This window comes from Streptomyces oceani (assembly GCF_001751245.1).
GTDB lineage: Bacteria > Actinomycetota > Actinomycetes > Streptomycetales > Streptomycetaceae > Streptomyces > Streptomyces oceani.
On record NZ_LJGU01000094.1, the window covers coordinates 1 to 15,424 of the forward strand.

Here is a 15,424-nt window from a genome sequence, read left to right on the forward strand (position 1 = left end):
GCGGCCGGCGCCGCTCACCTGCTGGCTCGTCGCACGAACGGTCTGCCGGGCGCGCCAGCCGACCGAGGGCTTGCCCTCGGTGTCCACCACCGCCAGCAGCAGTCCGCCCGCCAGTCCGGCGTTCTTGAGGAAGTGCGCCAGCTCCTGCTGCCGAGCGGCCGAGTCCTCCTGCTCCCAGAACGGATGCCCGGCCGCCGTGGTGGGCACCAGGCTGCCGATCAGCAGCGCGGCGGACACCCGGGGGAAGGCGCCCAGAGCCAGGGCGGTACCAGCGACGATCTTCACCGCCGCGTCGATCCGGATCAGGGACTCGGCGTCGGTGGGGGTGCCTTCGGGGAGCTTCTCGGACTGCTTACGGAGGGTGCGGTCCAGCAGCGGCTCGGCTGCCTGGGCGTGCTGCTCGCAGTACCGCAGGGCGTTGATGCCACCGAAGACGAAGGTCGCACCCAGCATCGGGCGGGCGATGCGACGGAGAATCATGACACGCACCTTTCACGTCGCACGGGGAGGGTCGTTACCCGGAACTCTGCCGGGGTACCCAGCAGGGCGCATGTTCACCCCGCGGCGTTCTCCGGGCGCCCGGTCCCGGACGGGGCCCCGCCCGCCCGTACGACAGCGGCGAAGCGGTGCGCGACGGTGCGCCACACCGGGTCCGCGGCCGATTCGTTCCGCTGCGCCGTACGGCTGACCTCGTCCGGCGCGAAGCCGAGCCGGTGGAGGCGCGCCGGGTCCCAGTCCCGGAGTCGTGCCGGGGTGATCTCCGGGTGGAACTGCACGCCCCACGCCGAGGTGCCGACCCGGAACGCCTGGTACGGACAGTCGGTGCTGGACATGAGCCAGTGCGCGCCCGGGGGCAGGGTGGTGATCGCGTCCACGTNGTCCCAGCCGCCACGGGGCGGCGCCGCTACGGCTTCCGGGCCACCCCGCCGTAGAACCACACCGCTTCCGGCAGGTCCGGTCCGTCCGGGTGCCACTGGGACACCGGAACGACGCCCGGCTCCAGGAGTTCCAGGCCGGCGAAGAAACCGTTGATCCGGGCCTCGCTGCGCGGCACCACCGGGGCGGACACCTCACGTTCCCGGTAGAAGGCGGCGGCATCCTTCGCACTGGCCGGTGCGGCGTCCCCGCAGGCGTGCGAGAGGGCGACGTACGAGCCGGACGGCAGCGCGGCCACCAACTCCTCGAGGATGGCCTCCGGACGCTCGCTCTCCTCCAGGAAATGCAGGATCGCCACCAGGGTGAGCCCCACCGGCTCGCGCAGGTCCAGCAGGGCGTTCAGCCGTTCGGAGGCGAGGATTCGTCCGGGTTGCCGGAGATCCGCCTGCAGGTAAATCGTACGACCCTGCTCGGTCAGCGGGGTGAGCAGCGCCTCGGCGTGGTTGAGCACCAAGGGGTCGTTGTCCACGTACGCCACCCGGGCGGTGGGCTCCACTTCCTGCGCCACCTCGTGCAGGTTGGGGCGGGTGGGGATGCCGGTACCGATGTCCAGGAACTGGCGTATCCCGGCCTCCCGCGCCAGGTACCGCACGGCGCGGTGCATCCATCGACGGTTCTCGCGGACGCCCTGTTGGATCTCCGGCCAGCGCGCGGCGAGTTCCTCCGCCACCTCCTGGTCCGCGAGGTAGTTGTCCTTGCCTTCGAGCAGACAGTCGTAGACACGTGCTGGATGTGGCCGGGCGTCTCCCAAAGCCGCGGAACCCTCGTGCACCTTCGCGTTTCCTTCCGGCCTGGTGGTCGCCCCCGCCTCACGGGGCGACTGATGTTGGACCAGCATCGCAAGTTGTCGGGGCGTTGTCACCGGCCACGGGGGCGCTCCGCCGTCCGTATCTCGAACCAGGTGGCCTTGCCTCGCGGCAACGGATCGACTCCCCACCGGTCGGAGAGCATGTCGACCAGGAAGAGTCCGCGACCGCTGGTGTCCAGTTCCTCCACCGGCAACAGGCAGGGCAGACCACGCGAGGGATCGCGGACCTCGATCCGGATCGAGGCCGCGCGGCGTTCCATCCGCAGCCCGATCAGATGCGCCCCGGTGTGTCGTACGGCATTGCCCACCAGCTCGGAGACCAGCAGCACCGCGTTCTCCGCGGACCGCGAGCCGGGCCAGTGCGTCTGGAACACCGCCCGGGTGAGCTGGCGGGCGGTGGCGGCGGACTCCGGTCGGTTGGGCAACCGCACCTCGTGAGCGGTCGGGTCGCCCGTCAGCCGCAGTACGCCGCTCGACGACGGGCCGCCGACACCGGTACCGAAACCCGCCCCCCGTCCGCGTCCGCTCGGCACGATCGCCGGGCCGGGCACCTCTCGCTCTGCCGCCATCGCACCATCATGGCCCCGGAGCGCGTACCGGGGGCGGGTTTCGGCCGATCCCAGCCGACCGCAGCCGACCGTGCCGAACGGAGCGGGCCCGGGCTCGACTCGTGCGACGCGGTTCCGTGGCCCTACGCCCGCTGGGGAGCCGAGGTACCGGGGGCCGGCGCGGCCGCCTCAGCGGAATCGGGCCTTCCCCGGTCCCTCCTCGACGAAGCTGCGCATCCCAGTCTCCCGGTCCTCGGTCGCGAACAGCCCGGAGAACCAGTTGCGTTCGACCGTCAGCCCGGTCTCGATGCCCGCCTCCAAGCCCTGGTCCACCGACTCCTTGGCGGCACGCAGAGCCATCGCGGGCCCGGCCGCCAGGCCGGCCGCCCAGGCGTGTGCCTGCGCGTACACCTCGTCGTCCGGCACCACCCGGTCCGCCAACCCGATCATCAGCGCCTCGTCGGCTGGTACGTGCCGGCCGGTGAAGATGATGTCCTTCGCCTTCGCCGGCCCGACCAGCCTGGGCAGCCGCTGAGTGCCGCCGGCACCCGGGATGAGGCCGAGCAGGATCTCCGGCTGGCCGAACTTGGCGCGCTCGCCCGCGATCCGGATGTCCGTGCAGAGTGCCAGCTCACAGCCGCCGCCGAGGGCGTAACCGGTGACGGCCGCCACCACCGGCTTGGGAATCCGCGCGACCGCGGTGAACGCGTCCTGCAGTCCGCCGGAGCGGGCGACCATCGCGGCATGGTCCATGCGCTGCATCTCCTTGATGTCCGCGCCGGCCGCGAAGACCTTCTCGCCGCCGTACAGCACCACGGCCCGTACGTCGTCCCGACCCGCGACCTCGTCCGCGAGCTCGCGGAGCCGGTCCTGCATGGCGATGTCCAGGGCGTTCATCGGCGGACGGTCGAGCCGGAGAGTGCCGACGCCGTCGGCGACTTCGAGGTTCACAGTCATGGGTGCAGGTTAGCCGCCGTTCACCGGGCTGGGCAGACCGGGCGGGCAGACCGGGCGGCTCACGCTCCGGTTCGCAGGGCCGTCGAATCGTACGACTTGCCAGGAGTCTCCGGACAGAAGCCCATTGGTCTCCTGATATGACCTATAGCCTTGCGAGTTTCTTCCTGGTCCGAGGATGATCACATGGTGACCGCTTCCGACCACCCCGCCAGACATGCCCGCCCGAGATCCCCCCGCCGTACCGTACTGATCTGGTCGCTGGTGGCGACCGGCGCGCTCACCGCGTTGTACGGGCCCGCGATGGCGACCGCCCTCACCGGCGAACTCCAGGCGCCCGGAGCGGGGTCGGCCGCACTGCTGCGGACGGGGCTCTTCCTCTGCCTCGCCGTGCTGCTGGGCGAACTGGCCGGGGCGCGGATGGCCCAGTCCGTGCCCGACGGCCCGGCCCTCCTGCCGCGCAGCTGGGCGACGGTGACCGCGGTGGTCGGCGTGGTCTGTGCGGAGGCGCAGATCCTGTGGCTGGACAACGGCGGCTGGATCGGCAGCGCCGGAGGTGCGGACCGCTTCGAGGCGTACGGCACCCGGACCGGCGCCCTGGCCCACCTGGCGGCCAACGGCTTCCTGCTCGCCGCGCTCTGCATCGGCACCAAACGCCGTGGCTGGGCCGCTCTTCCGCTGTCCCTGGTGGTCCTGGCCGAGGCTCTGCGCGCACACCCCGAGGACAACACCCCGCTGCTCGGTTCCCTGCTGACCTTCGTCCACCTCACCGCCGCGGCACTGTGGGTGGGCGGCCTGGTGTACGTGCTAAGGACCTGGCGGATGTGGCGGCACCGAGCGGCGCCGGCACGCGCGCTGATGGGCCGCTACACCCGGCTGGCGGCGGCGGCGTTCGGCGCGGTGGTGGTCACCGGCACCCTGAGCACCCTGCGCCGACTGCCGCTGAACGCCGTGTTCGACACCGCGTACGGCCAGACGCTGCTCGTCAAGCTGACGCTGTTCGGTGTGGTGAGCGCGCTCGCGCTGGCGGCCCGTCGGCACCTGGCGGCGGACCGGGACCCGGCCGGGGTGTCCGGGCCGGCCAGGACCGAGTCGCTCGTGCTGGTCGCGGTGATGGTGGTCTCCGCGCTGCTCACCGTGATGCCGCTGCCCAAATAGTCGCCAGACCGTCGCGCCCCCGTTTGGCGGAACTCTCGGGCCTCGCGGTGAACACCACCGTCGCGTGGTCGCCGCCACGTGTGTCACCGCTCGATACCAGTTCCGGGTCCCTCGTACGGCTCCTTCCGTACGCGTGAACGCACCGGCGCACGTCCCGTGTGGCATGCATCGCACACGGCCACGCCCTGCGGCGGGCCATCGAAGCGAACGAGTCACGGAGGCCCCGCACGTGTCGCAACGACCGGACCCACCCGAAGGCACCGTATGGCCGGGCAGCCCGCAGCCGCTGGGCGCGCGCCACCACGTCGGCCCGGACGGTGTCCGCGGCACCAACTTCGCCCTGTGGGCGGCCGGGGCCGAAGCGGTGGAGGTGTGCCTGTTCGACGAGGCCGAGGTGGAGGTCCGCTGCCGGCTCACCGAACTCACCCACGAGATCTGGCACGGCTTCCTGCCCGGCGTCGCGCCGGGACGTCGCTACGGCTACCGGGTGTACGGCCGCTGGGACCCGTGGACCGGCGCTCGCTGGAACCCGGCCAAGCTGCTGCTCGACCCGTACGCCCGGGCCGTGGACGGCGAGTTCACCCTGCCTGCGGAGGTGTACGGGCACGTCCGCGACTGGCCGGAACAGGAACTCGCCGACACCGTGCGCGACGAGCGCGACTCGGCGCCGCACGTCCCCAAAGGTGTCGTCGTGGACGACCGGGACACCTGGGTCGACGACCGTCGGCCGAAGACGCCGTGGGCCGACTCGGTCGTCTACGAGCTGCACGTGCGCGGCTTCACCAAGCGGCACCCGGACATCCCGGAGCCGCTGCGCGGCACGTACTCCGGACTCGCCCACCCGGCCGCGGTGTCCCACCTGACCCGGCTGGGCGTGACCGCGGTCGAGCTGCTTCCGGTACACCAGTTCGCGCACGAGGACCACCTGCTGCGGCGTGGCCTGCGCAACTACTGGGGCTACAACTCCATCGGCTACTTCGCCCCGCACGCCGCGTACGCCGCGCACGGCACCCGCGGCCAGCAGGTGGGCGAGTTCAAACAGATGGTCCGCGCGCTGCACGCCGCCGGCATCGAGGTCATCCTGGACGTGGTCTACAACCACACCGCCGAGGCGGGCGAACTGGGCCCGACACTCTCCCTCCGCGGCATCGACAACCACGGCTACTACCGCGCCGGCGGCGACCCCCGCCGGTACGCCGACTACACCGGCTGCGGCAACACCCTGGACGTGGTGCAGCCGCAGACCCTCCGGCTGTTGACCGACTCGCTCCGTTACTGGGTCCAGGAGATGGGCGTGGACGGCTTCCGCTTCGACCTGGCCGCCGCGCTGGCCCGGTCGATGCACGACGTCGACATGCTCTCGCCCTTCCTAGCCGTCATCGCGCAGGATCCGGTGCTCCGTCGGGTCAAGCTGATCGCCGAGCCCTGGGACGTCGGCAACGGCGGCTATCAGGTGGGGGCCTTCCCGCCGCTCTGGACCGAGTGGAACGACCGCTACCGGGACACCGTGCGCGACTTCTGGCGGGGTGCGCTGCCGGACGTACGGGACCTCGGCTACCGGCTGTCCGGTTCCAGCGACCTGTACGCCTGGGGTGGCCGACGACCGTACGCCTCGGTCAACTTCATCACCGCGCACGACGGCTTCACCCTGAGGGACCTGGTCAGCTACGAGCGCAAGCACAACGAGGCGAACGGCGAGGACAACCAGGACGGCACCTCCGACAACCGGTCCTGGAACTGCGGAGTGGAGGGCGACCCTCCGGACATCGACACCGCCGTGACCGAGCTGCGCGCGCGTCAACTGCGCAACCTGCTCACCACCCTGCTGCTGTCCGCGGGGGTCCCGATGCTGGTCGCGGGCGACGAGATGGGGCGCACCCAGGGCGGCAACAACAACGCCTACTGCCAGGACAACGAGATCAGCTGGCTCGACTGGTCGCTGCGCGACGAACCGGCCTGGCACGGACTGTTCGAGCTGACCGCGCGGCTGTTGAAGCTGCGTCGGAACCATCCGGTGCTGCGGCGTAAGACCTTCTTCTCCGGATGGGCGCACGGCCCCGAGGGACTGCGGGATCTCGCCTGGTTCGGGGCGGACGGTACGGAGATGGCGGAGGACGACTGGTACACGCCGAGCGACACCCTCGCGATGTTCCTGTCCGGGCGCGGCATCCCCCAACGGGACGCGCGTGGCCGGCCGGTGACGGACGACAGCTTCCTGTGCGTGCTGCACTCGGGCGCCAAGCCGGGCACTTTCCCGCTTCCCGGGCAGCCCTGGGCCAGGCACTACGAGCTGGTGCTGGACACCGCGCGGGAGGACCAGTCCGTCCAGCCCCGTACCGTACACGCCGCAGGCGAGGACCTGGCGGTGCCGGAACGCGCCGTGCTGCTGCTGAGGGCGTTTCCCCAGCCCGGGACGGGCGGGCGATCACAGCCCGGGACGGGCGGGTGACCGCGCCCTCCCAGGTACTGCCCGCGACCGCCGCGCCCCGAGTGACACGCGCGCGGCGCATCGCCCGCTATCCGGACACCCCGTAACGATTTCCGGCTGGGCACCAAGAAGTTCGCCTGCCCTAATGACATGTACGCGCCCTCAGTGGCAGGCTGCCGACGCACCACAGCACGGTGCACAAGTGCTGGCACGCGCACCTCAGTTCTGTACGGGCGCCGCCCCACACCACGGCGTCCGGCCCCCACACAGAGGAGAGACCGAGTGAGAACGCTCAGCAAGAAGCACCGCATATCCGCGTTCGCTGCCGCCGCCGCCCTGGTGGCAGCGGGCGTCACGGCCGGTACCGCGGGTGCCTCCGCACCCGGCGATGAGAACACCGTGAACGCCGGCGCGCTACCGGCCGAGATCTCCGCCGCCGAGCACACCAAGCTGGTCAAGGCCGCCGACACGAAGGACGCGAAGGCCGCCACCGCGAAGCAGCTCGGGCTCGGTGAGAAGGAGCAGCTCGAGGTCAAGGACCTCGTCCGGAACCAGGACGGCACCACCCACACCCGGTACGCCCGTACGTACGACAGCCTGCCCGTACTCGGCGGCGACCTGGTCGTGCACGAGTCGAAGTCCGGCAAGATCCAGCGGGTCAGCAAGTCCACCAAGGCCGAGATCAAACTGGCCAGCACCGAGGCCAGCGCGGAACACAAGCCCACCACCCCCAAGGCCAAGGACAGCAAGGCGCCGCGCGAGGTCGTCTGGGCGGCCAAGGGCAAGCCGACCCTGGCCTGGGAGACGGTCGTCGGCGGGAAGCAGGACGACGGCACCCCCAACGAGCTGCACGTGATCACGGACGCGAAGACCGGCGAGAAGCTGTACGAGTACCAGGCCGTGCGCAACGGCACCGGGGAGAGCCAGTACAGCGGCAGCGTCGAGCTGACCACCTCCGGTTCCGAGGGCAAGTACACCCTGACCGACGGCGACCGCGGCGGTCACGAGACGGTCAACCTCAACAACGGCGAGAGCGGCGGAGAGGTCTTCACCGACGAGGACGACAAGTGGGGCGACGGCACGCCGGCCGACCCGCAGACCGCGGGCGTGGACGCGCACTACGGAGCGGCGCTGACCTGGGACTACTACAAGAACGTACACAAGCGTGACGGCATCCGCGGTGACGGCGAGGGTGCCACGAGCCGGGTGCACTACGGCGACAACTACGCCAACGCCTTCTGGCAGGACTCCTGCTTCTGCATGACCTACGGCGACGGCGAGAACAACGAACACCCGCTGACCTCCATCGACGTCGCGGCACACGAGATGACGCACGGCGTCACCTCGGCCACCGCCGGTCTCATCTACTCCGGCGAGTCCGGCGGGCTGAACGAGGCCACCTCCGACATCCTGGCGGCCGGCGTCGAGTTCAGCGCCGAGAACAAGGAGGACGTCGCGGACTACTTCGTCGGTGAGGAGATCGACCTCAACGGCGACGGAACCCCGCTGCGTTACATGGACGAGCCCAGCAAGGACGGCTCCTCGCTGGACTACTGGTCGGAGAGCGCCGGCAACGAGGACGTCCACCACTCCTCCGGCATCGCGAACCACTTCTTCTTCCTGCTGGCCGTGGGCAGCGGCAAGCAGGAGGTGAACGGCGTGCAGTACGACTCGCCGACCGCCGACGGCTCGACCATCAAGGGCATCGGGCAGCAGAAGGCCGAGCAGATCTGGTTCAAGGCCCTGACCGAGGAGATGACCTCCAACACCGACTACGCCGACGCCCGCAAGGCCACCGTCACCGCGGCCACCGGGCTGTACGGCGCGGACAGCGAGGAGGTCAAGACGGTCGAGGCCGCCTGGACCGCCGTCAAGGTGTCCTGAGCCGCACCCCCGCCACCACGGTGCCGTCGTGCGCTGCTCCCATGGGGCCGCGCACGGCGGCACGGTCGCGTTCAGCCGCTGAGTTCCGCCGGCTCCGGCGCCAGCGGATGTCCGCCCTCCGACCGCGCCGGACCGGCGGAGCCGTCCGTGCTGGCCACGCCGCCCGCACGGTCCACGCTGTCGGTGCCGCCCGGCCAGAGCAGACCGTCCGGTGGGGTCGCGGCCAGCCCCATCTCCGCGGGACCGGCCAGCAGGGGATGCGCGGGCACGACGCGGACCGTGTAGCCGAACGGCCCCGAGCGGTCGAGCGCCAGCGGCCCCTCGTACACCCACCGCCCCTCCGGGTCCCGGCTCTCCCCGGGGCGCAGCGGCACCCGTACGGCGTCCCCGCTGATGATCGTGTCCGACTCGTCCACCCGCCCCGCCACCACCTGTACCTCCACCTCTCCCGGATGGAGTTCCCCCAACAGGACGCGTACGCGCAGGGTCAGCGAGCCACCCAACTCCAGCACAGCCGATCCTGATCCGGCCTGTTCCACGTGGTCGACGACCACCGTCGGCCAGTGCGCTCGCACCCTCGCCTTCCACTCGGCCAGTTCTCCGGCCACGGTGGCGTCCAGGCGCCGGTGGGCGAGGGCGGCCGGGGTGTAGAGCCGTTCCACGTACTCCCGCAGCATCCGGCCCGCCTGCACCTTCGGGCCGAGCCGGCCCATCGTCTGCCGCACCATCTCGATCCAGCGGACCGGCAGTTGGCCGCCGGAGAGCCGCGTGCCGACGCGGGCGGGCACGCCGGGGAGCCCGGGCACCCCGCCTCGGCCACCGGCGCCGGAGCGCCCGGTGGAACCGTTCCGCGCGCCCGTACCCTCCTCGCCACGGTCACCCCGGTCACCCCGGTCGTAGAAGCGTGGTGCCACATGGGCCTCGATCAGCTCGTAGAGCGCCGCGGCCTCGATGTCGTCCCGCCGGTCCGCGTCGAGCGCCGCCTCGCCGTCCGCGGTCGGCACCGACCAGCCGAAGTCCGGCTGGAACCACTCGTCCCACCACCCGTCCCGTACGGACAGGTTCAGTCCGCCGTTCAGCGCCGCCTTCATGCCCGAGGTCCCGCACGCCTCGAGCGGGCGCAGCGGATTGTTCAGCCACACGTCGCAGCCGGGGCAGAGCTTCTGGGCCATGCCCATGTCGTGGTCCGGGAGGAAGACGATCCGGTGTCGTACCCGAGGGTCGTCCGCGAACCGCACCAACTGCTGGATCAGGGCCTTCCCGCCGTCGTCGGCCGGGTGCGCCTTGCCCGCGACGACGACCTGCACCGGCCGCTCCGGATGCAGCAACAGCCGGGTCAGACGCTCAGGGTCCCGCAGCATCAGGGTGAGGCGCTTGTACGAGGGGACGCGGCGGGCGAATCCGATGGTGAGGACGTCCGGGTCCAGGACCCCGTCGATCCAGCCGAGTTCGGCGAGCGCCGCGCCGCGCTGTCGGGCGGCCGCGCGCAGCCGGGCGCGTACGTCCGTCACCAACTCGGCGCGCAGGCCGCGACGCAGCTCCCACAGCTCCGCGTCGGAGAGCCGCGAGACGTCCGCGGGCACCTGTGGTGCCGTCCAGGTGGGACCGTGCACGCCGTTCGTGATGGCGTCCACCGGCACCTCGGTAGCGTCGAAGCCCGGCCACAGGCCGGCGAACATCTCGCGACTGACGGTGCCGTGCAGGGTGCTCACCCCGTTCGCGCGCCGGGCCAGCCGCAAGCCCATCACGGCCATGTTGAACACCTGCGGATCGCCTCCGGGATAGCTCTCCGCGCCCAGTCGCAGCACCTGTTCGCTGGTGACTCCCGAGAGTTCGCCGTCCTCCCCGAAGTGCCGAGCCACCAGCTCCCGGTCGAACCGGTCGATGCCGGCCGGCACCGGCGTGTGTGTGGTGAACACCGTCCCGGCGCGTACGGACTCCAGCGCGGCGTCGAAGCTGTGGCCGAGCGCGGTCAGTTCGCGGACGCGCTCGAGGCCGAGGAAACCGGCGTGCCCCTCGTTCGTGTGGAAGACCTCCGGCTCGGGATGGCCGGTGCGCCGGCAGTACGCCCGCACTGCCCGCACCCCGCCGATGCCGAGCAGCATCTCCTGCAGCAGACGGTGCTCACTCCCACCGCCGTACAACCGGTCGGTCACCTCCCGCTCGCTGCCCGCGTTCCCCTCCACGTCGGAGTCCAGCAGCAGCAGCGGCACCCGCCCCACCCGGGCTTCCCAGACGTGTGCCCGCAGGCACCGACCGCCGGGCAGCGTGAGCGTCAGGCGCAGCGGGCTGCCGTCCGAGCCGCGCAGCAACCGCAGGGCCATCTCGTGCGGGTCGAGGACCGGGTAGTGCTCGAGCTGCCAGCCGTCCCGGGACAGGCTCTGCCGGAAGTAGCCGCGGCGGTACAGCAGACCCACCCCGATCAGCGGGACACCCAGGTCGCTGGCCGCCTTGAGGTGGTCACCGGCCAGGATGCCCAGGCCGCCGGAGTACTGCGGCAGGGTCTCGGCGATCCCGAACTCCGGGGAGAAGTACGCCACCGCGGCGGGCGGCACGCTGTCCGTACCGGCGCCCAGGCCCTGGTACCAACGCGGTTCGTTGAGGTACTCCCGCAGGTCCCGACTCACCGCGTGCAGGCGCCGTAGGAACCGCCGGTCGCCCGCCAGCTCCGTCAACCGCCGAGCTGGTACGGAGCCCAGCATGCGTACGGGGTCGCCGCCCGCCGCCTCCCATGCCTCGGGGTCCGCGGAACGGAACAGTTCACGAGTGCCGGGGTGCCAGGACCAGCGCAGGTTGCCGGCCAGTTCGCTGAGCGGACGAAGCGGTTCGGGGAACGCCGGATGGACCGAGAAGCGACGCATTGCCTTCATTCGCCCGAACGTACCGGTTCGATGTCATACGGTCGTGCAAGCCCAGTCAGCCCCGGCCCGTTTCACCCCTCTGCGACACCGAGCCCGCGAGCGGGCTCGCCCTGAGCGGCCAGGGTCCGACCGGTCCGACCGAGGAAACGTCTCTGGCACGCCTACTGAATCACCGCTGCCACCCAGGGGCATCCACATGCCGCAGGCAGGCTACGGAAAGCGGTCACTTTCCTGGTGGCCCAGGCCAATCAGTTGCCGGCCTCTCAGGATCTGGGCTGCACAGGCGTCTTCGCCGACCAGAAGTCGGAATGCACATTTGGCGTTGGCGGCCGTTTACCCGAGTAGTTCGGACCATTCGCTTCAGTTTGCGGAGAAGAGACCTCGCTTTTTTTCATGCAAGGAGTCACCACATCAACAAACACCTGCCCCTTATACCCCACTTCCAGCGACATTCGAAAATCTTCAGGCGTGGCAGCAAAAATTGCAGGGTTATCCTCATGCCTTCGAACGCTTGTAATTTCATGGCCACTTTTCTTCCAATTTCGCTCTACTACTCCCAAGAAATTTCCACGCCGTTCGGCAGAGATTTCGGTCATAACGACGGCCCTCCGCGTCACTGACCCAGCCCCAGTTTCGTCGCGGTTGAATTCTGAACAACTACTACTAGTTGACTCGCCATGCATCCAGCTTATTGATGGCTCAACCCCGGAAAATGTATCGCTAATGATTTTATCGGCATACTCCGCAGCTTCCTGCATGTTCATATTGGACTCGGCTCCCTTCGAGTTTTCTGACGTGTCCATTGCACTGCACCCAGCGAGTAGCATGACAACAAATGCACTCAAAATACTTCGAATCCTCATCGCGGCTTGTCCTCCACAACAAGATCATGACGATCCGCTACGATTGCCGCTATATTTGCAGTGGCAGTCGGATCTTTCTGAGGGTCAAAATAGTTACTGTGCGCTGGAACTCCTCCGCTGAGGATCGGCTCTGGCCCATCCTCCACCTTGAATCTCCTGGCGCCAAATTCCTCACTAGCCGGATTAGCACCAAACCATGTATCGTCATCATCACTAATAAAGTCACCAACCGAATATCCGCCGAAACCACCGAATAGATATCCCACCCCCTCTTCCTTCGTTGGCAGTTTGGTGACCAGGTCGTTTTCAGCTGCACCGACAAATACATGCTCTCTTCCAACTCCCAATTCTTCCGCATTATCGGCACCCGTACCTGGGCTACCGACCAAGACAATATCATCGGCTCCAGGAATACCACCCTCACGTTGACCAGCAACCCCAACAGTCAAAGACCCATATGAGTGCCCAATTGCTGTGAGATGCGGATCATGGCGCTGACTAGTCGTATCAAGACCTGCCATAAATCCATTAAGCTCACCTGCTCCATTCTCCGCTTTATCCGCCCTCATAACATCAAGGTTTGCAAAGAAGTCATTCGCCGGAAATTGAGGAGCATCATAGCCAAGCCAAGCAATTGAAGCACTTGAGGGGTCATATTTCTGTGCAGCCTTAACTGTGTCATGTGCTCGTTGAAGGTCGCTACCCGCAAATGCCTCGTCAAGCCCTGCACCCGTTCCCGGTACATAGGTCGACACGTTCTTCGCGGTGTCCGGGTTTCCGTAACTCACGATAGCCCGACCGTTTCCCTCGTCACCGATACCCAGCAAATACATGGGAGGATCACTGCCCTCCTGAAGCTTCTTCTGGATCGCCTCAAGCCCTTGCAGCTTCGCCTGGTCCTGCTCGTCGTCAGAATTCTCCAATTTCGCCATCAGCATCGGTAGGTGAGTACGATTCGCCGCATCACGAACCTCGCTCGGAATACCATTCAAATTTCCGATTTCCTCTGGAAAAAGCGTGAGGAATCTTTCACGATCCTCCTTGCTCAGCCCATCCCACCATTCCTTACGCTCCTCTGTCTTGTAGAAACGCGGAATGTCCTCTCTATCCAGGTACCCGTCGGCTGCTTTGCGTGTGGCCGTGGAGTCTTGGTAAGCGTCCATCCACATGGCGTCGCTCACGTCAACGCCGGGCCTTGTCTTGAGCTTTTGGATAGCGTTCGAGTACTCGCTGTCGACCGCACCTGCTTGCTTCAATGATTTCGCGATGCGGTCAGCGATGTCCTGAGCAAGCACTCTATAGGGATTACGATCCATGATGGCGCGCGTGTCAGATTCCATTTCGGAAAGGAAGGTGGATGCGCCGGATACTGATCCTGCCGCGGGCTTTTTTCCGTCAACTTCCTGTCCTTCAGAAGGATAGCTGACACGTCCATCAGGGTGCACAGTAAACTTGAGGTTTTCAGCCTCTTCCAGAGCATTCTGCAGCAACTTCTGCTGCGGCTTGAGTTCTTTCGCCAGACCGTCAAGCGCTGTGCGCACCATGCCACATTCGACATAGATGTACTGGAAATTATCCCGCAATCTGCGAAGCCGCCGCAACGCCGCCTTCTCCGCCTCCCCTTCCTGAGTGTCACGCAGCTTCGAGGTCATCTCGCTGTCTACCCGATCTCGAGCCGCGCTTGCCCGGTTGCTCGATTCGCGCCAACCATCGGCTGCGGCCTCGATTCCCGCGAGGTCCAGGTCCTTGAGCTCTTTCCACGTGATGCCGCCGCTCACGGCCGACCCTTTCCATTGCCCTGGTCTTTGGCCTCGAACGATTCCTTGGTTCGCTGCTCGTTCTCGCCATGCGCGTCAGCGACCTTGCGCAATTTTCCGTCCAAGGTCGCACATTCCTTACGCGCGTCTTCCAGCCGCTGCTCCCACGAGTTTCGGACGACGTCCAGCGCGGTGATACTTGCGAGCCCGGCACCTTCTTGCGCGATGCCCTGGTGTGATGTCCCCAACTCGTCCTTGCCCAGCTTCATGCTCGTGCCGAGTGCCTCAGCGACACCAGCCGCGCTCGTCCACGGTCCCGAACTCTGCCGCAACTTCCCCTGGCGCCCCGAACCCCCACCATCGCCGCTACCGGCGAGCTGGGTGGCAGTCCCCTCTCGCTCTGAGACTTCCTCCATCCGGGGCATTTCCGCGAGTTCCAGCTGTTCCCGCCACACGTCCGGATGTGCGCCCTCGCTCACTGTGCCCCCCCCTCGCTCGAAACTGCACATGACGGTCCGTCGTGCTCCTTGAGCATCCTGCGCCGAGGTGGGTCGCCGTACATGAGTATCCGTACTCAGATAGCAACGCGACACGCACACTCTGTCAGACCAGCAGCTCCCGCCGCCCCGCCCATCGCCGTACGGACGGTCCGCACCTACGCGAGCGGCGCACCGCCAGCCGGGTGAGCGCGCACCGGTGGCCATGGACGCAGCGCTACAGGCATGTGCCGAGCCGTTACAAATGAGCGGATACCCTCATATCCACCCAATCCGGACCCTCAGGTGAGCCCATGATCGGTCGCATTCCCGTACTGGACGTAACTCCGCTGGTCGACTGCGGGCGGCGGCCCGCCAAGGCCGTGGCGGGCGAGACGTTCCAGGTGGCCGCCACCCTCTTTCGCGAGGGTGACGACGCGGTGGGTGCCAACGTCGTGCTGCGCGACCCGACCGGACGTTCCGGACCCTGGCTGCCGATGCGGGAGCTGGCACCCGGCACGGACCACTGGGGTGCGGACGTCACGCCCGACACCGAGGGCCGCTGGACGTACACCGTGGAGGCCTGGGCGGACCCGGTGGCCACCTGGCGCCAGCACGCGCGGATCAAGGTGCCGGCGGAGGTGGACACCGAACTCACCCTCTACGAGGGCGCGCTGCTGCACGAGCGGGCCGCCGCCGGGGTGCCGAAGAGCGGGGGCCGCGCCGCCGTGCTCGCCGCCGCCGAGGCGCT

The 15,424-nt window shown here is 68.3% G+C and carries 13 protein-coding genes; 4 read left to right on the forward strand and 9 right to left on the reverse strand.

The annotated features are described in order from the left end of the window. The 5 genes from AN216_RS02345 to AN216_RS02365 form a co-directional block, all read right to left on the reverse strand. A partial coding sequence (locus AN216_RS02345) for a DoxX family protein (protein WP_070194887.1) occupies positions 1–480 on the reverse strand: 480 nt, incomplete at its 3' end. 74 nt (positions 481–554) lie between these two features. Continuing rightward, positions 555–875, reverse strand: a complete 321-nt coding sequence (locus tag AN216_RS29555) for a hypothetical protein (protein ID WP_212732665.1) — start codon at positions 873–875, stop codon at positions 555–557. Between the two features lie 29 nt (positions 876–904). After that, on the reverse strand, positions 905–1,708 hold the full coding sequence (locus tag AN216_RS02355; RefSeq protein WP_070194889.1) for an SAM-dependent methyltransferase: 804 nt from the start codon (positions 1,706–1,708) through the stop codon (positions 905–907). An 86-nt stretch (positions 1,709–1,794) separates the two neighbouring features. Further along, positions 1,795–2,313 carry an ATP-binding protein gene (locus AN216_RS02360; RefSeq protein WP_079166163.1) on the reverse strand — a complete coding sequence of 173 codons (519 nt, stop codon included), beginning with the start codon at positions 2,311–2,313 and terminating at the stop codon, positions 1,795–1,797. Positions 2,314–2,481: 168 nt separating this feature from the next. Then, positions 2,482–3,249, reverse strand: coding sequence for an enoyl-CoA hydratase/isomerase family protein (locus AN216_RS02365; RefSeq protein WP_070194890.1), 768 nt, complete (start codon positions 3,247–3,249; stop codon positions 2,482–2,484). 183 nt (positions 3,250–3,432) lie between these two features. Here AN216_RS02365 and AN216_RS02370 point away from each other — a divergent pair, with 183 nt between their 5' ends. From AN216_RS02370 to AN216_RS02380, 3 genes are all read left to right on the forward strand, one after another. Continuing rightward, entirely contained in the window at positions 3,433–4,404 is a 972-nt protein-coding gene (locus tag AN216_RS02370) for a CopD family protein (RefSeq protein WP_070194891.1), read from the forward strand. A gap of 163 nt (positions 4,405–4,567) precedes the next feature. Then, complete coding sequence (gene glgX / locus AN216_RS02375; protein WP_070194892.1) at positions 4,568–6,853, forward strand: glycogen debranching protein GlgX; 2,286 nt, start codon at positions 4,568–4,570, stop codon at positions 6,851–6,853. A 261-nt stretch (positions 6,854–7,114) separates the two neighbouring features. Continuing rightward, positions 7,115–8,716 (forward strand): M4 family metallopeptidase, encoded by a 1,602-nt coding sequence (locus AN216_RS02380; protein ID WP_070194893.1) that lies wholly within the window; start codon positions 7,115–7,117, stop codon positions 8,714–8,716. A gap of 71 nt (positions 8,717–8,787) precedes the next feature. Here the strand turns inward: AN216_RS02380 and glgP are convergent, their stop codons facing one another. The 4 genes from glgP to AN216_RS28535 form a co-directional block, all read right to left on the reverse strand. Further along, a complete protein-coding gene (gene glgP, locus AN216_RS02385; RefSeq protein WP_079166164.1) occupies positions 8,788–11,586 on the reverse strand; it encodes an alpha-glucan family phosphorylase in 2,799 nt (932 codons plus the stop codon). 254 nt (positions 11,587–11,840) lie between these two features. Further along, positions 11,841–12,341: a hypothetical protein gene (locus AN216_RS26350; RefSeq protein WP_079166165.1), complete on the reverse strand. Its 501-nt coding sequence runs from the start codon at positions 12,339–12,341 to the stop codon at positions 11,841–11,843. A 95-nt stretch (positions 12,342–12,436) separates the two neighbouring features. Then, entirely contained in the window at positions 12,437–14,218 is a 1,782-nt protein-coding gene (locus tag AN216_RS26355; RefSeq protein ID WP_079166166.1) for an alpha/beta hydrolase, read from the reverse strand. Continuing rightward, on the reverse strand, positions 14,215–14,466 hold the full coding sequence (locus tag AN216_RS28535) for a hypothetical protein (protein WP_139140837.1): 252 nt from the start codon (positions 14,464–14,466) through the stop codon (positions 14,215–14,217). Before AN216_RS28535 ends, AN216_RS26355 begins: the two co-directional genes overlap by 4 nt. 521 nt (positions 14,467–14,987) lie before the next feature. On the opposite strand from AN216_RS28535, the gene AN216_RS02400 reads away from it, so the two are divergent. After that, positions 14,988–15,424: maltotransferase domain-containing protein (locus AN216_RS02400; protein ID WP_139140838.1), on the forward strand; the 437-nt coding region annotated here is incomplete at its 3' end.